This window comes from Amycolatopsis sp. Poz14 (genome assembly GCF_006704225.1).
In the GTDB taxonomy this organism is placed as follows: domain Bacteria; phylum Actinomycetota; class Actinomycetes; order Mycobacteriales; family Pseudonocardiaceae; genus Amycolatopsis; species Amycolatopsis nivea.
In genome coordinates this window covers 59,502-81,489 of record NZ_JACLHD010000002.1, presented here as the reverse complement: position 1 = coordinate 81,489, position 21,988 = coordinate 59,502, and the positions used below count along the sequence as shown (strand labels likewise).

General features: G+C 66.1%; 14 protein-coding genes and 3 rRNA genes. 11 read left to right on the top strand and 6 right to left on the bottom strand.

The genetic code is table 11. The features are described 5' to 3' along the window. The first annotated feature begins 287 nt into the window (after window positions 1-287). Both FKO37_RS44085 and FKO37_RS44080 read left to right on the top strand, forming a co-directional pair. Window positions 288-881: a hypothetical protein gene (locus FKO37_RS44085; RefSeq protein ID WP_037815718.1), complete on the top strand. Its 594-nt coding sequence runs from the start codon at window positions 288-290 to the stop codon at window positions 879-881. 7 nt (window positions 882-888) lie between these two features. Continuing rightward, entirely contained in the window at window positions 889-1,470 is a 582-nt protein-coding gene (locus tag FKO37_RS44080; protein ID WP_238608462.1) for a DinB family protein, read from the top strand. A 760-nt stretch (window positions 1,471-2,230) separates the two neighbouring features. On the opposite strand, the gene FKO37_RS44075 is transcribed toward FKO37_RS44080, so the two are convergent. The 4 genes from FKO37_RS44075 to secA2 form a co-directional block, all read right to left on the bottom strand. After that, window positions 2,231-2,764, bottom strand: a complete 534-nt coding sequence (locus FKO37_RS44075) for a methylated-DNA--[protein]-cysteine S-methyltransferase (RefSeq protein ID WP_238608461.1) — start codon at window positions 2,762-2,764, stop codon at window positions 2,231-2,233. Window positions 2,765-2,879: 115 nt separating this feature from the next. Next, complete coding sequence (locus tag FKO37_RS44070; protein WP_238608460.1) at window positions 2,880-3,074, bottom strand: hypothetical protein; 195 nt, start codon at window positions 3,072-3,074, stop codon at window positions 2,880-2,882. 192 nt (window positions 3,075-3,266) lie between these two features. Beyond that, window positions 3,267-4,988, bottom strand: coding sequence for an NAD+ synthase (locus tag FKO37_RS44065; RefSeq protein ID WP_037815705.1), 1,722 nt, complete (start codon window positions 4,986-4,988; stop codon window positions 3,267-3,269). Between the two features lie 103 nt (window positions 4,989-5,091). Continuing rightward, window positions 5,092-7,431, bottom strand: a complete 2,340-nt coding sequence (gene secA2, locus FKO37_RS44060; protein ID WP_037815702.1) for an accessory Sec system translocase SecA2 — start codon at window positions 7,429-7,431, stop codon at window positions 5,092-5,094. A 144-nt stretch (window positions 7,432-7,575) separates the two neighbouring features. On the opposite strand from secA2, the gene FKO37_RS44055 reads away from it, so the two are divergent. After that, on the top strand, window positions 7,576-9,153 hold the full coding sequence (locus tag FKO37_RS44055; RefSeq protein WP_374204487.1) for an alpha/beta hydrolase: 1,578 nt from the start codon (window positions 7,576-7,578) through the stop codon (window positions 9,151-9,153). A gap of 99 nt (window positions 9,154-9,252) precedes the next feature. Here the strand turns inward: FKO37_RS44055 and FKO37_RS44050 are convergent, their stop codons facing one another. Continuing rightward, window positions 9,253-9,888 (bottom strand): LppX_LprAFG lipoprotein, encoded by a 636-nt coding sequence (locus FKO37_RS44050; protein WP_238608458.1) that lies wholly within the window; start codon window positions 9,886-9,888, stop codon window positions 9,253-9,255. 92 nt (window positions 9,889-9,980) lie between these two features. On the opposite strand from FKO37_RS44050, the gene FKO37_RS44045 reads away from it, so the two are divergent. The 6 genes from FKO37_RS44045 to rrf all read left to right on the top strand — a co-directional run bounded on the left by FKO37_RS44045 (window position 9,981) and on the right by rrf (window position 20,116). After that, window positions 9,981-11,270, top strand: a complete 1,290-nt coding sequence (locus FKO37_RS44045; RefSeq protein WP_238608457.1) for an MFS transporter — start codon at window positions 9,981-9,983, stop codon at window positions 11,268-11,270. 64 nt (window positions 11,271-11,334) lie between these two features. Further along, window positions 11,335-12,678: a type I glutamate--ammonia ligase gene (glnA, locus tag FKO37_RS44040; protein ID WP_037368721.1), complete on the top strand. Its 1,344-nt coding sequence runs from the start codon at window positions 11,335-11,337 to the stop codon at window positions 12,676-12,678. A gap of 45 nt (window positions 12,679-12,723) precedes the next feature. Then, complete coding sequence (locus FKO37_RS44035) at window positions 12,724-14,307, top strand: amidase (RefSeq protein ID WP_238608456.1); 1,584 nt, start codon at window positions 12,724-12,726, stop codon at window positions 14,305-14,307. Between the two features lie 682 nt (window positions 14,308-14,989). Beyond that, a 16S ribosomal RNA gene (locus tag FKO37_RS44030) occupies window positions 14,990-16,509 on the top strand. Window positions 16,510-16,795: 286 nt separating this feature from the next. After that, window positions 16,796-19,915, top strand: a 23S ribosomal RNA gene (locus tag FKO37_RS44025). Window positions 19,916-19,999: 84 nt separating this feature from the next. After that, window positions 20,000-20,116: ribosomal RNA gene (gene rrf / locus FKO37_RS44020) — 5S ribosomal RNA — on the top strand. Together the 16S, 23S and 5S rRNA genes form the textbook arrangement of a ribosomal RNA operon. Window positions 20,117-20,242: 126 nt before the next feature. On the opposite strand, the gene FKO37_RS44015 is transcribed toward rrf, so the two are convergent. Further along, window positions 20,243-20,680, bottom strand: coding sequence for an Lrp/AsnC family transcriptional regulator (locus FKO37_RS44015; RefSeq protein ID WP_238608455.1), 438 nt, complete (start codon window positions 20,678-20,680; stop codon window positions 20,243-20,245). A 125-nt stretch (window positions 20,681-20,805) separates the two neighbouring features. On the opposite strand from FKO37_RS44015, the gene FKO37_RS44010 reads away from it, so the two are divergent. Together FKO37_RS44010 and FKO37_RS44005 are read left to right on the top strand one after the other, a co-directional pair. Further along, window positions 20,806-21,222: a rhodanese-like domain-containing protein gene (locus FKO37_RS44010; protein WP_238608454.1), complete on the top strand. Its 417-nt coding sequence runs from the start codon at window positions 20,806-20,808 to the stop codon at window positions 21,220-21,222. After that, window positions 21,219-21,968, top strand: a complete 750-nt coding sequence (locus FKO37_RS44005) for a type 1 glutamine amidotransferase (RefSeq protein ID WP_037818246.1) — start codon at window positions 21,219-21,221, stop codon at window positions 21,966-21,968. Before FKO37_RS44010 ends, FKO37_RS44005 begins: the two co-directional genes overlap by 4 nt. Window positions 21,969-21,988: the final 20 nt, after the last annotated feature.

The following is a 21,988-nucleotide window of genomic DNA, read 5'->3' as shown; positions in this document are numbered from 1 at the left end:
CCCTGATGCGCCTCGCTCGGCACCGGCCCTCTTCGCCCTGATCTGGCTGGCCGCGGTCAGCCCGGCCCGCTTCGCCCTCATCCGGCTGTCCGCTGTCAGTCCCGGCCCGTCCCCGAGGCAGGTATTGGCAGTCCGCCAACTCGGATCCGGTAACCTCCACCAGGGATTCGGTGCGTGAGTTCGTGGTAGCGGATGGTGTCCGGAACCTCCGGTAAGTCACGGGTGTGACACCATCCGGCACTTCGTCGCAGAGATTCGCTTAGGGTGGGCAAGTGCATGCTGCGCGGGTGGCTTCGATAGTCCTGCTCGGACTGGGTTTGGCGGGATATTCCGCGTGGCTGCTGGAGTTCTTCATGCAGACCGGGGTGTCGCCGACCGAACAGCCGGTCTGGGACCTGTTCAGCGCGCAACCGGTCTTCCCGGTAGCGACGGCGATCGGCGGCCTCGCCTTTCTTCTCACCGGCCCCGCCCTCATGCGACTCGCGCCAGCACACTGGAGCGGACGGCTGACGTCGGTTTCGGTGTCCGCGTTCGGAATCATGCTGATGGTGTACGCCGGGGTCCCGGAAACCGCGGTGACCCCGAACCTGCTGAGCGCCGCCGTCGCGGTCGGAGCGCTGAGCCTCGTCTTCTGGTGGCCCTCGGGCTGGCGAGCCTGCGCGGTGGGTTGCCTGGTAGTCGTGCTGCTCGCGTGGGCGCTGGTGGTGGCGTCGAAGCTGACCGGGCACCTGGAAGGCGTGTTCACCAGGGTGCAGTTGGTGGTGCACTCGGCGCAGGTCGTGATCGGCGGCGCGTACATCGTCCAGACTCCCGTTCCGGTCCGCGGCCGAAAATTGTCGGTGGCAGGTGCGATGCTGCGGAGCAACAGACACCGGAAGTGAGGCCACCATGGCTGGAAAGCTCTCCCCGACCCCCGACGAACGCGGCGGTCTGCTCGGTTTCCTGGCACAACAGCGTCAGGCAATGAAGGTCGCCACGTACGGCTTGACCGACGACCAGGCACGCGCCGTCCCCAGCGCGAGCGCCCTGAGCGTAGGCGGCCTGCTGAAACACGTGTCGTCCACCGAAAGCGGCTGGATCGACCTGGTGCTGAAGATCGAGCCAAAACCCTTCGCCGAAGCCGTGGAGGCCTTCCAGGAGAACTACCGGCTGGGCCCGGACGAAACGCTGGAGTCGGTCATCGCCGCCTACGACCAGGTCGCCGCCCGCACCGAAGAGGTCATCGCCGGGATCGCGGACCTGAACCAGGAAGTCCCCATCCCGAAAGGCGTCCCCTGGTACCCGGACGACGCGTCTGCCTGGTCCGTCCGCTGGGTGCTGCTGCACCTGATCGAAGAAACCGCCCGGCACGCCGGCCACGCCGACATCGTCCGCGAGTCCATCGACGGAGCCACCGCCATGCCCCTGCAAGCCGCCGCCGAGGGCTGGCCGGAGACGGACTGGCTGAAGCCTTGGAAACCGGCTGAATGAGCTGACTTTCCGCGCGGGCTGGGCTTGATCGAGACGGGCCGAGCTTTTCCGGATGGCTGTTGGGGCTGGTTCGGTTGCGGGAGGGACAGGGCTTGGTTGCTCCGCGAGGTTGTCACTCCGGTGGTTGGGCCTGAGCCATGCGGGTCGGGTTTCCCGGTGGCAGATGCGGTCGGGGGAGTTGGCTTGGGCGGTCGGCGGGGCACTCTCCCCGATGGCTGGGCCTGAGCCATGCGGCTCGTGTTTCCCTGTGGCTGACGCGGTCGGGACAGCTGACCTGATCGATCGGCGAGGCGATCGCTTCGCTAGCTGGGCCTGAGCCATGCCGGTTAGGTCTGCCAGGTGGCGGCCGGGGAGCTGGTGTGGCCGCCCAGGGGCTGGCTTGGTGAGTCGTCGCTCCGGCAGCAGTGCCTGAGCTGCCCGGGTCGGGTTTTCCCAGCGGCCGATGCGGTCGGGAAGCTGGCTTGGCTGATGAGCGGACCGAACTGCCCCGGGGAGTCGGAGCGCTCGTCGGCGGGCTGGCAGGTCGGCTCGCCGAGGCGCGCCGATGGGTCCGGGACCGCGAAGCCAAGCGATCTGGCCTGACCGCACTGGGGGAGGCGTGCGGAGCCGGGCAGCCAATTCATTCGGTTGGGCTCAGCAGGTTTGGGGCGTGCTCGGTCGGCGTCCAGCGGCACTGGGGGTGCGGCTGGAACCCGACCGAGCGCGCCGACGCCCAATCCGTTCAGGCACCGAGGCCGGTCCGATTCCCGCAGCCGGTGCGTCAGAACAAAGTCGGTTCCTCCGGAAACGCCCCTTCGATCACCAACATCCGCCGCTTGGTCTCGACCCCTCCCGGTGCCGAAAAGCCGCCAGTGTTCTTGCCCGCACCCAAAACCCGATGGCACGGCACGATGATCGGGAACGGATTGCTCCCCATCGCCTGCCCGACAGCCTGCGCGGAGCCCGGCGCACCCAGCTGGTGCGCGATGTCCCCGTACGTCAGCACCTTCCCGGGCGGAATAGCCCGCGCGACGTCGTACGCCCGCCGGTTGAACTCCGGCACATCCCGGTAATCCAACGGAGCCGCACGCAAATCGCGAGCATCCCCCGACAGCAGCGCGACGACGTCATCCACCACCGCGCGCAGTTCCTCCGGCACCGGCGATTCCACCGCATCAGGGAAGCGCTTCGCGAGGTGCGCGCGAGTCCGCTCAGCCGTACTCCCCGGCAGCGCGGTTCCGACCACCGCACCGTCCCGCCAGGCGAGGCCGCACGCCCCGATCGGGGTGTCGAACACCGTGTACCCAACCGTCATATCGCCAGCGTACGACCCGGCACCGACAGAAACTGGCGAGAAAACGACATGACCCTGCCGCCGCATTCAGCAACGCGGCTGATCGCGCCCGGCGAGCCGGACGGGCATCGGATTTTCAGCGAGCCAGGCCGAAAACCAGGCCGTGGAGCCGGAAATCCCGGTCAGCCAAGTTCACCCAGCCGACCGCGCCGGCCAACCCGGCCCGCCCGGCCGCCCGGCCAACCCAGCCGACCGGCCAGTCCAGCCGACCGCGCCAGCCAGCCCGGCCAGCCCAGCCGACCGCGCCGGCCAATCCAGCCAGACCGGCCAACCGCGCCAGCCAGCCCGGCCAATCCAGCCGACCGCGCCGGCCAATCCAGCCAGACCGGCCAACCGCGCCAGCCAATCCAGCCAGTCCAGCCGACCGCGCCAGCCAGCCCGGCCAGCCCAGCCGACCGCGCCAGCCAACTCAGCCAGCCCGGCCAACCGAGTCCAAACAACAACCAGCGTCAGAAACCCCCGCTCAGGACTTCCGTTCCCGCCACCCGTTCGTCATCGGAAGACGCCGGTCCCGCCCAAACGCCTTGAACGTGATCTTCGTGCCCGGCGGATATTGCCGCCGCTTGTACTCGGCTCGGTCGACCATCCGCACCACTCGGTCGATCGTCTCCGGATCGAACCCCGCCTCGATCAGATCCGCGTACCCGCGGTCGTTCTCGACGTAGTCGTCCAGGACGTCGTCCAGCAGCTCGTAGTCCGGCAGCGAGTCCGAGTCCTTCTGGTCCGGCCGCAGCTCCGCCGACGGGGGCTTCGTGATCGAGTTTTCCGGGATCGGCGGCGTTTCCCCTCGCTTGGCCGCCTCCTCGTTCCGCCACCGCGCCAGCTGCCACACGTGCGTCTTGAACAAGTCCTTGATCGGCGCGAACGCTCCGACCGCGTCGCCGTAAATGGTCGAGTAACCCACGGCCAGTTCGGTCTTGTTGCCGGTCGCCAGCACCAGGTGTCCGTCCAGATTGGACAGAGCCATCAGCAGCATTCCGCGCACCCGCGCCTGGATGTTCTCCTCGGCGAGCCCGGTCAGCTGCAGCTGGTTGACATACACATCGACCATCTCGCCGATCGGCTCGACCCGGTAGTGCGCGCCGATCCGCTCCGCCAAATCCGAAGCGTCGTCCCGCGAGTGCGAGGACGAGTACTTCGACGGCATCGAAACGCCGTACACGTTGTCGCCGCCGAGTGCGTCCGCCGCCAGGGCCGCGCATACCGCGGAGTCGATTCCGCCGGAGAAGCCGAACGTGACCGTCGAGAAGCCGTTCTTGTGCACGTAGTCCCGCAGCCCGACCACCAGCGCGGACCACACCTCGGCCTCGTCCGACAGTGGTTCGCTGATCGTCCGGGCCGAAAGCGGTTCGTACGCGGGCAACGGCGCATCGGTCAGCACTCGACGGTGGACCTCCAAGCCGTCGAAAGAGCCCGTGGCCGACGCGTCCGCAGTGGGGAGATCCAGGTCCAGCACCAGCAGGTGCTCCACGAACTGCGGCGCCCGCGCGAGCAGCGTCCCGTCCGCGCCGACCACGAGCGAGTCGCCGTCGAAAACCAGATCATCCTGTCCGCCGACCTGGTTCGTGTACACCAGCGGCGCGCCCGCTTCGGCCGCGCGGCGGGCGATGAGCGGCAGCCGCTGTTCGTCCTTCGACCGTTCGTACGGCGACGCGTTCGGCGCGACCACCAGGTCGACCCCGGCCTTGCCCAGAGCGGAGATCGGGCCGCCGTCCTGCCAGATGTCCTCGCAGATCACCATGCCGATGTCGACGCCGTGCAGCCGCAGCACCTCGAGTTCGGTGCCCGGCTTGAAGTACCGGTGCTCGTCGAACACGCCGTAGTTGGGCAGGTGGTGCTTGAACTGCCGGGCCACGACCTCGCCGCGGTAGAGCGCGGCCGCGGCGTCGCGCGGGCCGACCTCGTCGTGGTCGAGATAGCCGACGTACGCGAGCACCTCGCCGCAACCCGCCTCGTCGAGCCGGCGCGCCAGTTCGGTCACCGAGCGCCGGGACGCGTCGGCGAACGTGCGCCGGAGCGTGAGGTCCTCGACCGGGTAACCGGTCTGGGACATCTCCGGGAACACGACGACGTGCGCGCCCGCCTCGGCGGCTTTGCGGGTCCACTCGACGGTGAGCGCGGTGTTCCCGTCGATGTCGCCGACGGTGGTGTTGACCTGGGCCAGTGCGATGCGCAGTTGCGGCATGCCGCCATTCTGTCCCACCGCACCGACAGAAACTACGCAGAGGTGAGCCAGAGAACGGCGAAGGGCCCCTCACCCGCGGCGAGGGGCCCTCCGAAAGAAGGACTCAGGACTTCTTCATCCGCATCATGCTGCGCACCTTCTTGACCGTCTGCTCGAAGTCCGAGTCGAACGGGTTGTCGTGCACCAGGTACGTCCACGTCGTGTTCGCTCGCCGCACGCCGACGTCCTCGAGGTCGAGGCCGTTGTCGGTGATCTCGGCTTCCTCGAGCGTCTTCGCCGCCCGCGAGGCGGATTCGGCGATGATCTTGTGGAACTCCGGGATCGCCGCGCGGTGGAACTCGTCCAGCGGCGTCTCGCGGGCGAGCGCGCGCAGGTGGATGCTCTCGCGCACGTCGGTGAGGTACGCCAGGTGGTCCGACCACAGCTGGTCGAGGTGGAACAGCCGGACCTCGCGGCACACCTGCTCGAGCCGCTCGGAGTCGTCCAGCTTTTCCTTCAGCTCGGCGAACTTCTCCGGCTGTGCCTTCTCCAGCTCCTCCGCCGCGAGCCCGGTGTGCAGCACCTGGTCGCGGTGTTCCAGCAGCTCAGCGCGCTGCCGCTCGATCAGCCGGGTGTAGCGCCAGGTGTTGCGGTGGATCTCCAGGTCGACGCCCTCGGCGACGCGCTGGGCGTGGTTGAGCTGCCGGTGCGCGGCCGGGTCGGTGATTTCGCCGGTCTCGGTGTCCGCGTCGATGCCGTCCGGCAGGTCCGGCGCGTTCGACAGCACGAGGTCGTCGTTGAGGCTCGCGAAGAAGATCGCGCTGCCCGGGTCGCCCTGTCGTCCGGACCGGCCGCGCAGCTGCCCGTCGAGGCGGCTGGAGGGATACCGCGCGGTGCCGATCACGTGCAGGCCGCCCAGCTCGGCGACCTCTTCGCGGGACGCGCCGTCGCTGCCGCCGAGCCGGATGTCGGTACCGCGGCCCGCCATCTGCGTGGACACGGTGACCGCGCCCTTCTTGCCCGCCTCGGCGATGATCGCGGCCTCTTCGGCGTCGTTGCGCGCGTTCAGCACGACGCACGGCAGGTCGGCCTTCGCCAGCTTCTCCGCCAGCTCCTCGGACTCGGCGACGTCCTGGGTGCCGACGAGGATCGGCCGCCCGGTCTCGTGCACCGTGCGGATCTCCTCCTCGATCGCGCGCAGTTTCTGCGACGGCGAGGCGAAAACCCGGTCCTGCAGGTCCTCGCGGACGTTCGGGGTGTTCGGCGGGATGACCGCGACCTCGAGCTTGTAGAACTCGCGCAGCTGCTCGGCGACCGCGACCGCGGTACCGGTCATGCCCGCGACCTCCGGGTAGCGCGCGAGCAGCGCCTGCACGGTGATCGAATCGAGGATTTCGCCCCGGTCGGTGGCCGTGACCTGCTCCTTCGCCTCGACCGCGGCCTGAAGGCCGTCCGGCCAGCGCTGCAGTTCGGCGACGCGGCCGCGGGCGGCGTTGATCAGCTGCACCTTGCCGTCGCGGACCAGGTAGTCGACGTCCCGGGTGAGCAGGGCGTGCGCGTGCAGGGCGACGTTCACCGCGGCGAGCCGGTCCGAACCGGACTCGTCGTACAGGTCCACGCCGCCGAGCGACTTCTCCACGACCGACGCGCCGGCGCTGGTCAGCCACGCGTTGCGGCCCTCGGAGTCGGTTTCGTAGTGCAGGCCGAGCCGCAGCCGCCGGACGATCTTGGCGACCTCCTCGTCGGCGTCGTTGTGGTCGATCGAACCGGCCATGACCAGCGGCACGCGCGCCTCGTCGACCAGCACCGAGTCGGCCTCGTCGACGATCGCCACCTCGGGAGCCTTCTGCACCAGGTCGTCGGGGTGCGTGACCAGGCGGTCGCGCAGCACGTCGAAGCCGATTTCGGCGACCGCGCCGTAGGTGACCTCCTTGCCGTAGGCCTCCTTGCGCTCCTCCTTCGAGTGCGCCGGTTCGACCCAGCCGACGGTGACGCCGAGCAGGTCGTACACCGGGCTCATCCACTCCGCGTCGCGGCGGGCGAGGTAGTCGTTGACCGTGACCACGTGCACGCGGCGGCCGCGCAGCGCGTACCCGGCGGCGGCCAGCGCGCCGGCGAGCGTCTTGCCCTCACCGGTCTCCATCTGCACGACGTGGCCGGTGAGCAGGCCCATGGTGCCGAGCAACTGCACGTCGAAGGCCCGTTCGCCGAGCTCGCGGCGGGCGGCCTCGCGGCCGAGCGCGCAGATCTCGATGAGCTGGCTGTCGGTGAACGAGGCGGCCCCGCCGATGGAGTCCCGCAGCTTGCCCGCGCGCTCGGTGAGCTCGGCGTTCTCGAGTTTCTCCAGCTCCGGTTCGAGCTTCTCGACGGCGGGCAGCAGCGCTTCGTAGCGGGTCAGCTCGACGCTGCCCGGCCGCTGGATGATCCGGCGGAGCCGCTTGCCCACTCGGCTGATCAGTGCCACCCCTGGTCTCCTCGTGTCGATGTGTCTCCGGTCGCACCCGCACTGCCCAACGCGCCGACGGTGCGTTCGAGTTCCGCGCCCGGATGGCACGATCAAACCGTGTCCCGTCATCCCAGCGCCAGCCCGAAAGTCCATCCGTTAGTCGTGTTCGCGGCTGCCGGCCTGCTCGCGACCACGCTCGCGGCGTGCACGTCCAAGCCCGACCAGGCCGCGTCCGCGCCGACGGTCGAATCGCACGCTCCGGTGGGCCCGGTGCCCGCCGGACTGGACCGGTTCTACGGGCAGAGCATGTCCTGGTCCGCGTGTGCACCCTACGCGACCTCGGCCGACGCCCGGTCGGCGTTCAAGGCGCAGGGAATCGAGTGCGGACGCCTCACCGTTCCGTTGAACTATGACAAACCGGACGGCCAGACGATCACCATCGGCGTGCTGCGGCACCGCGCGAGCGATCCGGGCGAGAAAATCGGTTCGCTGGTGGTGAACCCGGGCGGACCGGGCGCTTCGGGCATGGTCGCCGCAGCAGGACTGATCGACCAGGTGTCGAAGTCCGATCTCGGCGACCGGTTCGACCTCGTCGGCTTCGACCCGCGCGGCATCGGCGCGAGCGAACCGCAGATCCAATGCCTGACCGGACCCGAGCGCGACGCCGACCGCGCCGACGACAGCGAGACCGACGGTTCTCCCGCGGGCGTCACGAAGCAGGAAACAGAGCAGAAGGACTTCGCCGCGAAGTGCGCACAGCGGACGAAGTACGGCGACGACATGCTCGCGCACGTCGGCACGCGCGACGTCGTCAAGGACATGGACGTGCTGCGAAGCGTCCTCGGCGACCAGAAGCTCACGTACCTCGGTTACTCGTACGGCACGCGCATCGGGTCCACGTACGCGGAGACCTTCCCGAAGAACGTGCGCGCGCTCGTCCTCGACGGCGCTGTCGACCCGACGCAGAGCCCGGAAGACTCGCTCGTCGCGCAGGGCCAGGGCTTCGGCGGCGCGTTCAACGAGTTCGCGAAGTGGTGCGCGGCGCGTCAGGACTGCGCGCTCGGCAACAACCCGGCTGACGCGACGAAGCAGTTTCAAGACCTCACGCGCCGGCTGATCGACTTCCCGGTTCCGGTCGGCGACGGCCGCAAGCTGTCGTACGACGACGCCACCACAGGTGCCATACAGGCCCTCTACCAGCAGAATCTCTGGGAGTACCTGAACACCGGGCTGAACGAGCTGAAGCTGCAGCGCGGCGCCACGCTGGAGAAGCTGGCCGACATCTACAACGAGCGCAATCCGGACGGCAGCTACGGCACCACGCAAGACGCCTTCGTCGCGATCCGCTGTGTCGACGACCCGCGCGTCACCGATCCGAAGCAGATCCTCGAAGGCCAGGAGAAATACGTAAAGGCCGCGCCCTTCCTGGACGACGGCCGCCAACCCAGCTCCGCCCGCGACGCGTGTGCGTTCTGGCCGGTGCCGAACACGTCGAAGCCGCACGAACCGAACGTTGAAGGCCTGCCGAAGACGCTGACGATCTCGACAACGAACGACCCGGCGACGCCGTACCAGGCGGGCGTGAACCTCGCGAAGGCGCTGAAGGGATCACTGCTCACCTTCGAGGGGACGCAGCACACGGTGTTCCTGCAAGGCAACGCGTGCGTCGATAAGGCAGCCACCGCGTACCTGATCGACGGCACCACGCCTCCGGACGGCACGCGCTGTAAGGCCAACTGAGGTTGCGCTGGCTCGCGACAGCCGTGGCGGCGATGATGCTCGCTACGACTTGCGCGAGCCAGCGGGGCCGTGCGCGATTTGCCGCGAGCGCTGGAAGAACTAAGGCTGCTGGTCCGTCAACAGCACCTCGTACATCACCGGGCTGTCGCGGTTCGTCGCTGGCGGCACCTGCAGCCACATCCGTGCGAACCGGTGCGGTTCGGCGACCGTCACCCAGATCTTCACGTTCACGTCGTCGTGGATCTGCGGCACCAGGTTCGCCGCGACCGCTTGGGGCACGGTTCCGCCGACGCGGTAGCCGTCGACGTGCTGGATCGTCTCGCGGATTTCGGTTTTCGGCTGCTGGAGCGAGTCGAGGAGCCGGATCAACCCGCCGTGCGGGCCGAGGAACCGGTCGACGGTGAAGGGCGTGGGGCCGTTCGTTTCGCGACCCTTCGTGTCCTTTGTGGTCGCGGTCTGCCCGGAGACGGTGAACGAGAACGACCGATCGGTGAATTCCGCGCTGCCGCTCGCTTGCCCGCCGCGTTTGAGGGTCGCGTTGCCGACGAGCTTGGTCATCGGCAGGCCGGGCAGCACTCCGTTGACACCGACCGAGAAGTGCAGACTGGCGACCTTGGCGAAGTTCGTCTTGGCGGCGGCGAGCAACCCGTCCGCCGCGGGCAAGGGGGGTGCCGCGGTGCAACCGCCGACCAGCCCGAGGAGCAGCAGCGCCGGCAGGACACGTCGGCTGAGCATGGCCGAGAGCCTACTTGGCTGGCCCGATCCTTTCGCACAGTGTCCTTCCGGCCACTGTCATCGAGGCTTCCGGCGCACCAGACTGTCTGCTCGTGACCGTTGAGACCCGTCCTGCCCGCCGCCTGCATCGCGCCTGGTTCGTCGCGGCGGCCGCGTTCGTCGCCCTCCTCGCCGCCGCCGGTTTCCGCGCCGCGCCGGGCGTCCTGATCGATCCGTTGCACGAAGAGTTCGGCTGGTCCCGCGCCACGATCGGGTCCGCCGTCTCGGTCAATCTCGTTCTGTACGGCCTCTTCGCGCCCTTCGCCGCCGCGTTGATGGAACGGTTCGGTATCCGCCGGGTCGCGGCTACCGCGCTGTGCGTCGTCGCTCTCGGCGCGGGCGGCACCGTCTTCATGAGTGCCAGCTGGCAATTGATCCTCTGCTGGGGCGTGCTCGTCGGCCTCGGCACCGGCTCGATGGCGATGAGCTTCGCCGCGATGGTCGCGACGCGCTGGTTCATCCGCCACCGCGGCGTCGTAACCGGCGTGCTCACCGCAGCCGGGGCGACCGGACAGCTGATCTTCCTGCCCTTGATCGCGTCGCTCGCGGCGGACGACGGCTGGCGGACAGCGTCCATGGTCATCGCCATCGCGGCTCTCGCCGTGGTCCCGGTCGTGCTGTTGGCCGTACGCGACCACCCCGCCGATGTCGGCACTGTCGCGTACGGAGCGCCCGAAGACGCCGAAGTGGCGCGTCCGGCACCGAAGGTCGGCACGGTCCGCCGTGGTCTGTCGGTGCTGTTCCAGGCCGCGCGCACCCGGACGTTCTGGCTACTCGCTGTCGGGTTCGCGATCTGCGGGGCGACCACGAACGGGTTGGTCAGCACGCACTTCGTCCCGGCCGCGCACGACCACGGCATGCCGCAGACGACCGCGGCGAGTCTGCTCGCACTGGTCGGCGTCTTCGACGTGGTGGGAACGATCGCGTCGGGATGGCTCACCGACCGTGTCGATCCGCGGATCCTGCTCGGCATCTATTACGCGTTGCGGGGAGTTTCGCTCGCCCTGTTGCCGCAGCTGTTCACGAATTCGGTCCAGCCGAGCATGTGGGCGTTCATCCTCTTCTACGGCCTCGACTGGGTCGCGACCGTCCCGCCGACCGTCGCGCTCTGCAGCCGCTCCTTCGGGGAAGCCGGTCCGATCGTGTTTGGTTGGGTCTTCGCCTGCCACCAGCTGGGGGCGGCGTTCGCCGCCTCCGCCGCCGGCGCGGTGCGGGACCAGTTCGGCGATTACGCGATCGCCTGGTACGTCGCCGCCGGGCTCGCGGTGATCGCCTCGGTCGCGTCGTTGTCGATCACCCGGTCGAGGAAACCCGGGAAAACCCAGCTCGCACAGGTGGCGTGAATCCGCCGCCGTTGTGGGTGACCCGTGAAACATGGCGTTAACACGTGCTGGTTAGGGTTCGGCCATGGATCGCCAGCAGGAATTCGTGCTCCGCACCTTGGAAGAGCGCGACATCCGTTTCGTCCGCCTGTGGTTCACCGACGTGCTGGGATTCCTGAAGTCCGTCGCGGTCGCGCCCGCCGAACTGGAGGGCGCGTTCAGCGAGGGCATCGGGTTCGACGGCTCGGCCATCGAGGGCTTCGCGCGCGTCTACGAGTCGGACATGGTCGCCAAGCCCGACCCGTCGACGTTCCAGGTGCTCCCGTGGGAAACCCCCGACGGCGGCCCGTACTCCGCGCGGATGTTCTGCGACATCGCGATGCCCGACGGTTCGCCGTCCTGGGCCGACCCGCGGCACGTGCTGCGCCGCCAGCTGTCGAAGGCCAGCGAAGCCGGGTTCACCTGCTACGTGCACCCGGAGATCGAGTTCTTCCTGCTCGCCAACCTCCCCGACGACGGCAGCGAGCCCGAGCCCGCCGACAACGGCGGCTACTTCGACCAGGCCAGCCACGCCACCGCGACGCACTTCCGCCGGCACGCGATCGAGACCCTCGAGGCGATGGGCATCTCGGTCGAGTTCAGCCACCACGAGGGCGCGCCGGGCCAGCAGGAAATTGACCTTCGCTACGCCGACGCCCTCACCATGGCCGACAACGTGATGACGTTCCGTTACGTCGTCAAGGAGGTCGCGCTGACCCAGGGCGTGCGCGCGACCTTCATGCCGAAGCCGTTCACCGACCAGCCCGGCTCCGGCATGCACACGCACGTCAGCCTGTTCGAAGGCGACCGCAACGCGTTCTACGACGCGGAGGACCCGCACGAGCTTTCCGAGACCGGCAAGGCGTTCGTCGCCGGCGTCCTGCACTACGCCAAGGAAATCTCCGCCGTCACCAATCAGTGGGTCAACTCCTACAAACGGCTGATCAGCGGCAGCGAGGCGCCCACGACGGTGTCGTGGGGGAGGGCGAACCGCTCGGCCCTCGTGCGCGTGCCGATGTACTCGCCGGGAAAGGCCTCGTCGCGGCGCGTCGAGATCCGCACGCTCGATTCGGCGTGCAACCCGTACCTGGCCTACTCGGTGATACTGGCCGCGGGGCTGAAGGGCATCGAAAAGGGCTACGAGCTGCCGCCGCCCGCCGAGGACAACATCTGGCAGCTGTCGGATTCCGAACGCCGCGCCGCCGGCTACTCCCAGTTGCCGCAGAACCTCGGCGAGGCGCTCGCCGAGATGGAGAAGTCCGAGCTGCTGCCGGAAGCGCTCGGCGAGCACGTTTACGACTTCTTCTTGCGCAACAAGCGGGTCGAGTGGGACAACTACCGGAGCGCGGTCACTCCGTACGAGCTCCGGACCCTGTTGCCGATGCTCTGACCCGGACCCCGGGGCCGTGCTCCGACGTTGGGGAGGCATCGGAACATGGGAAAAAGACTGCCCGCCGTACTCGCCGCACTGGTCGCGGCGGCGGGCTTGGCCACCGCGCCGCCGGCGGTCGCGATGGAGACTGACCACGCGGACCCGGCCGAGCTGCACTTCGACCTCGACCGCGCCGACATCCCGTCGCTGCAGCACCGGATGGCGGCCGGGCAGCTCACCGCGACCCGGCTGACCAGCGCGTATCTCGCCCGGATCCGGGTGCTGGACCCGAAGGTCAACGCCGTCCTCGCGCTCAACCCGGCGGCGCTCGCGCAAGCCGCGGCCAGCGACGTCCGGCACCGGACCGGCCGCACCCGCGGTCCGCTCGACGGGATCCCGGTGCTGGTCAAGGACAACGTCGACACCCACGACCAGCAGACCACCGCCGGTTCGCGCGCGCTGCGCAGCCGTCCGGCCAAGGACGCCACGCTGATCACCCGGCTGCGCGACGCGGGCGCGGTGATCCTCGGCAAGGCGAACCTGTCGGAATGGGCCAACTTCCGCGCCGCGAAGCCGACTTCCGGCTGGTCCGGCGTCGGCGGCCAGACCAACAACCCGTACGTCCTGGACCACAACCCGTGCGGTTCTTCCGCCGGATCCGCGGCGGGCGTCGCCGCGTCGCTCGCCCAGGTCGCGATCGGCAGCGAGACCGACGGGTCGATCGTGTGCCCGGCCGGGATGACCGCGACCGTCGGGCACAAACCGAGTCTCGGGCTCGTCAGCCGCACCGGCGTCGTCCCGATCTCCGCGGAGCAGGACACGGCGGGACCCATCGCGCGCAACGTCGTCGACACCGCGTTGACGCTCTCGGTGCTGCAGGGCCGCGACCCGTCCGACCCGGCCACCCTGCGCTACCCGTCGACCCAGCCGACCGACTACGCGAGACTTCTCCGTCCCGGCGTCCTGCGCGGCGCCCGGATCGGCCTGTGGCGGCTGCCGGTGCTCGGCCCGGACACGGACGCCGTGGTCAGCAAGACGAAGGCTTCGCTGGAACGCGCGGGCGCGACGGTCGTCGAGGTGACGCTGCCGTACCAGGACCGGCTCTCCGAGCTGGAGTTCCCGGCGCTGCTGACCGAGTTCCACCGCGACATCGACGCGTACCTCGCCACGCGGCCCACCGGCCCGCGGAACCTGGCGGACCTCATCGCGTACAACCGCGCCGACCCGCTGGAACGCACCTGCTTCGCTGGTCAGGAGCTGTTCGAACAGGCGCTCGCCGCACCCGGCCCGCAGGATCCGACCTATCTGAAGAACCGCGCGGAGCTGACCGACCTGTCGCGCCGGTCGCTGGACGAGACCCTCGTGAAGTACGACCTGGACGCGATCGCGTCGCCGACGAACCCGCCGGCCTGGAAGACGGACTGCAAGGTCGGCGACAACGACGTGATCCCGTCCTCGACGCCGGCCGCGGTGGCGGGCTACCCGGACGTGACGGTCCCGGCCGGTTCGGTCGGACCGCTTCCGGTGGGGATTTCGTTCATGGGCGGACAGTGGACGGACGGCAAGATGCTCGCGCTGGCCGCGGACTACATGCGGGTCGCGCCGGTCCGGGTTCCGCCCCGGTATCTGCCGAAGCTGCCCGGGTAATCCGGTTGGGGTTGCCCGGAGCGGGTGAAGGTTTGTGGCGGCCGCCGGTCAGTGCCCTTGCACTGGCCGGCGGCTTGCTTTTCCGGCGAGCTGGCTTGCGCCGCGGTGGGCGGGCAGGGCGCTGACCTGCTGAATCGGGTCTGGTTCGGAGGTCTTCGGCAGCAGGAGGCTCGCCCGACGGGGGAGACCTGGGTCACTCGGGGCCTTTCCGGGACCCTTCCGAGCGCGGTCCGCGGCCCTCGAAGCGGTCGAATCAGCCTGCTGGCAACCCTCTGACCAGGCTCGATGCCGTTAAGTGACCCCCCTGTTTTCGGGTGGTTGGAAGGCATGTAATCTTCTCTTCGTCGCCAGGAACACCGGGCCGGCGGGGCCGAAAGCCTCACCGACCAGGAGCCAGGGCTGAGCGGGTTGACACCGCGAAACGGACCAGGTAATGTTCAGCGTCGGCCCACGAGCGGTCGCCGACTCCCTACGACTAGCCTTGTAGGTACCGGCATGCTCGACCAAAAGCTTGAAATAACGCATCGAGCTTGGCCTGGTTGATTCCGGGGCTGGTTCGGGGTGTGTTGCTTGAGAACTCAACAGTGTGCTAGTGAACTAAGCCAGTAGAGCTTATATGAAACCCCCTCGTCGGGGTTTCCTTTGAGAAATGATTGAGAAGTAGTCTCGATCGAACTGTTCATTGTTGGAGAGTTTGATCCTGGCTCAGGACGAACGCTGGCGGCGTGCTTAACACATGCAAGTCGAACGCTGAACCGGTTTCGGCCGGGGATGAGTGGCGAACGGGTGAGTAACACGTGGGTAATCTGCCCTGTACTCTGGGATAAGCCTGGGAAACTGGGTCTAATACCGGATACGACTCTCGGAGGCATCTTCGGGGGTGGAAAGTTCCGGCGGTATGGGATGAACCCGCGGCCTATCAGCTTGTTGGTGGGGTAATGGCCTACCAAGGCGACGACGGGTAGCCGGCCTGAGAGGGTGACCGGCCACACTGGGACTGAGACACGGCCCAGACTCCTACGGGAGGCAGCAGTGGGGAATATTGCACAATGGGCGCAAGCCTGATGCAGCGACGCCGCGTGAGGGATGACGGCCTTCGGGTTGTAAACCTCTTTCGCCAGGGACGAAGCGCAAGTGACGGTACCTGGATAAGAAGCACCGGCTAACTACGTGCCAGCAGCCGCGGTAATACGTAGGGTGCGAGCGTTGTCCGGAATTATTGGGCGTAAAGAGCTCGTAGGCGGTTTGTCGCGTCGGCTGTGAAATCTGGAGGCTTAACCTTCAGCGTGCAGTCGATACGGGCAGACTTGAGTTCGGCAGGGGAGACTGGAATTCCTGGTGTAGCGGTGAAATGCGCAGATATCAGGAGGAACACCGGTGGCGAAGGCGGGTCTCTGGGCCGATACTGACGCTGAGGAGCGAAAGCGTGGGGAGCGAACAGGATTAGATACCCTGGTAGTCCACGCTGTAAACGTTGGGCGCTAGGTGTGGGCGACATTCCACGTTGTCCGTGCCGTAGCTAACGCATTAAGCGCCCCGCCTGGGGAGTACGGCCGCAAGGCTAAAACTCAAAGGAATTGACGGGGGCCCGCACAAGCGGCGGAGCATGTGGATTAATTCGATGCAACGCGAAGAACCTTACCTGGGCTTGACATGCGCCAGACATCCCCAGAGATGGGGCTTCCCTTGTGGTTGGTGTACAGGTGGTGCATGGCTGTCGTCAGCTCGTGTCGTGAGATGTTGGGTTAAGTCCCGCAACGAGCGCAACCCTTATCCTACGTTGCCAGCGCGTCATGGCGGGGACTCGTGGGAGACTGCCGGGGTCAACTCGGAGGAAGGTGGGGATGACGTCAAGTCATCATGCCCCTTATGTCCAGGGCTTCACACATGCTACAATGGCTGGTACAGAGGGCTGCGATACCGCGAGGTGGAGCGAATCCCTTAAAGCCGGTCTCAGTTCGGATCGCAGTCTGCAACTCGACTGCGTGAAGTCGGAGTCGCTAGTAATCGCAGATCAGCAACGCTGCGGTGAATACGTTCCCGGGCCTTGTACACACCGCCCGTCACGTCATGAAAGTCGGTAACACCCGAAGCCCATGGCCCAACCCGCAAGGGAGGGAGTGGTCGAAGGTGGGACTGGCGATTGGGACGAAGTCGTAACAAGGTAGCCGTACCGGAAGGTGCGGCTGGATCACCTCCTTTCTAAGGAGCACAACACATCCCAGTCATCGTGCTGGGAGTGGCCGGAGCTTAGGCCTCGAATGCAGGTCTGTTCTGGTTGCTCAAGGAATTGTGGAACTACTGGTTATGGGTTCTCGCGGTGGTGATGCCGCCGACTTAGTACTGCGGGGCTTCGGCTTCGCGTGGAACGGCGGCCGCGGATCCGGGCGGGTTCTTGTTCACTCAGCACGCTGTTGGGTCCTGAGGCAACACACGTTGTTTCTGGTGTGGTGTTTGAGAACTGTAGAGTGGATGCGAGCATCTTTGTGGTCAAGTTGTTAAGGGCACATGGTGGATGTCTTGGCTTCAGGAGCCGATGAAGGACGTGGGAGGCTGCGATATGCCTCGGGGAGCTGTCAACCGAGCTGTGATCCGAGGATTTCCGAATGGGGAAACCCAGCACCAGTGATGTGGTGTTACCCGCCGGTGAATATATAGCCGGCGCGGAGGGAACGCGGGGAAGTGAAACATCTCAGTACCCGCAGGAAGAGAAAACAAAAGTGATTCCGTGAGTAGTGGCGAGCGAAAGCGGAAGAGGCTAAACCGTTTGCATATCAAGCTGTCAGGCGTTGTGCAGGCGGTGTTGTGGGACCCAGCGTCGAGGATCTGACAGTCCTCGGAATGTGCGCGCGTGTTAGTGGAACCGCTTGGGATGGCGGACCGGAGTGGGTGAGAGTCCCGTACGCGAAAACATGTTGCGTGTGTTTGTCTGGTGTTCCCGAGTAGCAGCGAGCTCGTGGAATTTGCTGTGAATCTGCCGGGACCACCCGGTAAGCCTAAATACTTCCTGAAGACCGATAGCGGACGAGTACCGTGAGGGAAAGATGAAAAGTACCCCGGGAGGGGAGTGAAAGAGTACCTGAAACCGTGTGCCTACAAGCCGTCAGAGCGTTTCGGCGTGATGGCGTGCCTTTTGAAGAATGAGCCTGCGAGTTAGTGCTGCGTGGCGAGGTTAACCCGGGTGGGGTAGCCGTAGCGAAAGCGAGTCTGAATAGGGCGATTGAGTCGCGTGGTCTAGACCCGAAGCGGAGTGATCTACCCATGGCCAGGGTGAAGCGACGGTAAGACGTCGTGGAGGCCCGAACCCACTTAGGTTGAAAACTGAGGGGATGAGCTGTGGGTAGGGGTGAAAGGCCAATCAAACTCCGTGATAGCTGGTTCTCCCCGAAATGCATTTAGGTGCAGCGTCGCGTGTTTCTTGCCGGGGGTAGAGCTACTGGATGGTCTAGGGGCCTTACCGGGTTACCGAAATCAACCAAACTCCGAATACCGGTTAGTGAGAGCGCGGCAGTGAGACGGCGGGGGATAAGCTTCGTCGTCGAGAGGGAAACAGCCCAGAACACCAGCTAAGGCCCCTAAGTGTGTGCTCAGTGGGAAAGGATGTGGGATTGCCCAGACAACCAGGAGGTTGGCTTAGAAGCAGCCACCCTTGAAAGAGTGCGTAATAGCTCACTGGTCAAGTGGTCCTGCGCCGACAATGTAGCGGGGCTTAAGCACACCGCCGAAGCTGTGTCATTCACACAATACATCCGCAAGAGCTTTCGGGTTCTTGTGCAGTGGTGTGGATGGGTAGGGGAGCGTCCTGCATCCAGGGAAGCGGCCGCGGAAGCGAGTCGTGGAGGGTGCGGGAGTGAGAATGCAGGCATGAGTAGCGAATGCAGAGTGAGAAACTCTGCCGCCGGATGACCAAGGGTTCCTGGGCCAGGCTAATCCGCCCAGGGTAAGTCGGGACCTAAGGCGAGGCCGACAGGCGTAGTCGATGGACAACGGGTTGATATTCCCGTACCCGAGCATGTGCGCCCATGGCGAGGCGGTTGACACTAACCACCCGAAGCCGCGGTTGAAGTCTTCGGACGGATTCCGTGTGTGGAGCGTGGGACCTGATTCCGTAGTAGTCAAGCGATGGGGTGACGCAGGAAGGTAGCTCCGCCAGGCGATGGTTGTCCTGGTGTAAGCGTGTAGGCCGTCATGTAGGCAAATCCGCATGGCATATAGGCTGAGACGTGATGCGTAGCCGTTTGAGGCGAAGTGGGTGATCCTATGCTGTCGAGAAAAGCCTCTAGTGAGTGCATGCACGGCCCGTACCCCAAACCAACACAGGTGGTCAGGTAGAGAATACCAAGGCGATCGGGTGAACTGTGGTTAAGGAACTCGGCAAAATGCCCCCGTAACTTCGGGAGAAGGGGGGCCAAGCATCTTGAAGTCCCTTGCGGACGGAGGGGTGGTTGGCCGCAGAGACCAGCGGAAAGCGACTGTTTACTAAAAACACAGGTCCATGCGAAGTCGCAAGACGATGTATATGGACTGACGCCTGCCCGGTGCTGGAACGTTAAGAGGACCGGTTAACCCACTTTGTGGGTGAAGCTGAGAATTTAAGCGCCAGTAAACGGCGGTGGTAACTATAACCATCCTAAGGTAGCGAAATTCCTTGTCGGGTAAGTTCCGACCTGCACGAATGGCGTAACGACTTTCCGGCTGTCTCGACCACAGGCCCGGCGAAATTGCATTACGAGTAAAGATGCTCGTTACGCGCGGCAGGACGGAAAGACCCCGGGACCTTTACTATAGTTTGGTATTGGTTTTCGGTTCGGCTTGTGTAGGATAGGTGGGAGACTGTGAAGCGCTCACGCTAGTGGGTGTGGAGTCGTTGTTGAAATACCACTCTGGTCGGATTGGGAATCTGAACCTCGGACCATGATCTGGTTCAGGGACAGTGCCTGATGGGTAGTTTAACTGGGGCGGTTGCCTCCTAAAGGGTAACGGAGGCGCCCAAAGGTTCCCTCAGCCTGGTTGGCAATCAGGTGTCGAGTGCAAGTGCACAAGGGAGCTTGACTGTGAGACAGACATGTCGAGCAGGGACGAAAGTCGGGACTAGTGATCCGGCACCTCCTGGTGGAAGGGGTGTCGCTCAACGGATAAAAGGTACCCCGGGGATAACAGGCTGATCTTGCCCAAGAGTCCATATCGACGGCATGGTTTGGCACCTCGATGTCGGCTCGTCGCATCCTGGGGCCGGAGTAGGTCCCAAGGGTTGGGCTGTTCGCCCATTAAAGCGGCACGCGAGCTGGGTTTAGAACGTCGTGAGACAGTTCGGTCCCTATCCGCCGCGCGCGCAGGATACTTGAGGAAGGCTGTCCCTAGTACGAGAGGACCGGGACGGACGGACCTCTGGTGTGCCAGTTGTCACGCCAGTGGCATGGCTGGTTGGCTATGTTCGGAAGGGATAACCGCTGAAGGCATCTAAGCGGGAAGCCTGTTCCAAGATGAGGTATCCCACCCCTTTGTGGGTTAAGGCCCCCAAGAGACGATTGGGTTGATAGGCCAGAAATGGAAGCACAGTAATGTGTTGTCGAGTTGACTGGTACTAATAGGCCGAGGACTTGCCCACAAAGATCGCTCGCATCCACTCTACGGTTCTGAAACACCACACCGGTCACCCCTCGGGGGGTGGGTGTGTGTTGTTTCGGAGTGTTTCGGTGGTTTTAGCGTCAGGGAAACGCCCGGTCCCATTCCGAACCCGGAAGCTAAGCCTGACTGCGCCGATGGTACTGCAACCGAAGGGTTGTGGGAGAGTAGGACACCGCCGAACTTAACCTGACAGTCTGGGCCCCGGTCGAGAACCCGAAGAGGGTTTTCCCGGGGCCCAGACTCATTTTCACGGACAAGTACGAGGCCCGGAACCCCCACGGGGAACCGGGCCTTCGTCATGTCCGGGTCACAGCGGTAGCCCGCGGCCTCGGACGGGAGACGAGAACACCAGCGAGGTCGTCGTCTCGCCGTAGCGCTGTGCCTGTTCCACAAAACGCTCCAGCTCGGCTGTCGTACGGCAGTGCACGCGGAGCTGCCAGCACTCGTCACCGGTGACGTGATCGGCGTCCGTGATCTCCGGCAGCGGAAGGATCGTCTCGTGGAAGCGCGGGCCGTCCAGGCTCCGCACGCGAACCCGGACGATCGCCTGGATCGGGCGGCCCAGTTTCTCCGGATCGACGCGTGCAGCGTAGCCGGTGATCACCCCGCGCTGTTCCAGCCGGCGCACTCGTTCCGTCACGGCGGGGGCGGACAGCGAGACCCGGCGGCCGAGTTCCGAGAACGTCAGGCGGCCGTCGGACTGGAGCAGCTCCAGCAGGTGCCGGTCAACGTCGTCCAGGTCCATCGGCGGCACCCTCTCAGAAACTCAAGGCCAACTGCCGTCCAGACCCGGAAAACCCTGGTGAGGACGGCGGAACACCTGGATCTTCCCCTGTCCCGCATCAGGACCGGAACGGGAGGATCATCAGTGTGAAACCGCGCATCCTCTCCCTTCCCCGCGAAGCCGCCAACGCCGTCGAGTACTTCGGGCGGGAGCTCGCCTTCGAGGTCGACCCGGTCGACCTCGCCCAGGACCTCGCCGACGGACGCACCGACGGTTACGTCCTCGTCGAAACCCGCAGCCCGGGCGCGTACGCCGAAGCTCACCTGCCCGGCGCGATCTGCTTGCCGTACCGGGAAATGACCGAGGAAAGCACCCGTGACCTCGACCGGAATCTCGTCTATGTCTGCTACTGCGAGAGCATCTACTGCAACGCCGCCACCCAGGGCGCGTACCGGCTCGCGCAGCTCGGCTTCACGGTGAAACGGCTCTCCGGCGGCATCACGACCTGGCTCGCCCACGGCTATCCGACGGAGGCCGGAGAGCCCGTACCCTGGACGCCGTGACTCGTCTGCTCATCATCCAGCCCGACGCCAGCGATCCCATCGGCCCGCTCGGGGAGTGGCTCACCGAGGCCGGCGCGGAACTCGACGTGCGGCTGCCGCCGGAGCAGGAGTTGCCCTCGAGCCTCGACGGGTACGACGGGTTGATCTGTCTCGGCGGCGGCATGGGCGCGCTCGACGACGCGAAGCACCCTTGGCTCGCCGACGTCCGGAAGCTGCTCGCCACCGCGGCGGGGCATGCCTTGCCGACGCTCGGGATCTGTCTCGGTTCGCAGCTGCTCGCCGTCGCGACCGGCGGGCAGGTCGCGAAGGGCGAGTCCGGTCCCGAGGTCGGGCCGGGGCTCGTGTCCAAGAAGGACGCCGCGTGGGTCGATCCGCTCTTCGCGGACATGCCCTTCCTCCCGGACGTCCTGCAGTTCCACGGCGACGTCATCACTGTCCTGCCGCAGAGCGCCGAGCTGCTCGCGTCCACTCCGAAGTACCCGCACCAGGCGTACCGGATGAACCGTTGTGTCTACGGTGTCCAGTTCCACATCGAGACCACGCCGGACGTCGTCCGCGCCTGGGCCGAGGCAGCACCGGAAATGGCGGAACTCACCCGTCCGGGCGCGCTGGAGGAGGAGAGCCTGATCTCTGCGCACGCGGACATCGCCGAGACGTGGCGTCCGTTCGCGCACCGGTTCGTCCAGTTGGCCGCCGGTCGGCTGGAGGCGGCTCCGGAAAGTCAACGCCAGTTGCCGCTCGCTTAACGGATGACGTCGGAATCACT

Excerpts from the sequence above, each read along its gene's own strand:
- FKO37_RS44080 (WP_238608462.1), top strand. The coding sequence starts at position 889 with ATGGCTGGAAAGCTCTCCCCGACCCCCGACGAACGCGGCGGTCTGCTC.
- FKO37_RS44075 (WP_238608461.1), bottom strand. The coding sequence starts at position 2,764 with ATGACGGTTGGGTACACGGTGTTCGACACCCCGATCGGGGCGTGCGGC.
- FKO37_RS44065 (WP_037815705.1), bottom strand. The coding sequence starts at position 4,988 with ATGCCGCAACTGCGCATCGCACTGGCCCAGGTCAACACCACCGTCGGC.
- FKO37_RS44050 (WP_238608458.1), bottom strand. The coding sequence starts at position 9,888 with ATGCTCAGCCGACGTGTCCTGCCGGCGCTGCTGCTCCTCGGGCTGGTC.
- glnA (WP_037368721.1), top strand. The coding sequence starts at position 11,335 with ATGGATCGCCAGCAGGAATTCGTGCTCCGCACCTTGGAAGAGCGCGAC.
- FKO37_RS44035 (WP_238608456.1), top strand. The coding sequence starts at position 12,724 with ATGGGAAAAAGACTGCCCGCCGTACTCGCCGCACTGGTCGCGGCGGCG.
- FKO37_RS44015 (WP_238608455.1), bottom strand. The coding sequence starts at position 20,680 with ATGGACCTGGACGACGTTGACCGGCACCTGCTGGAGCTGCTCCAGTCC.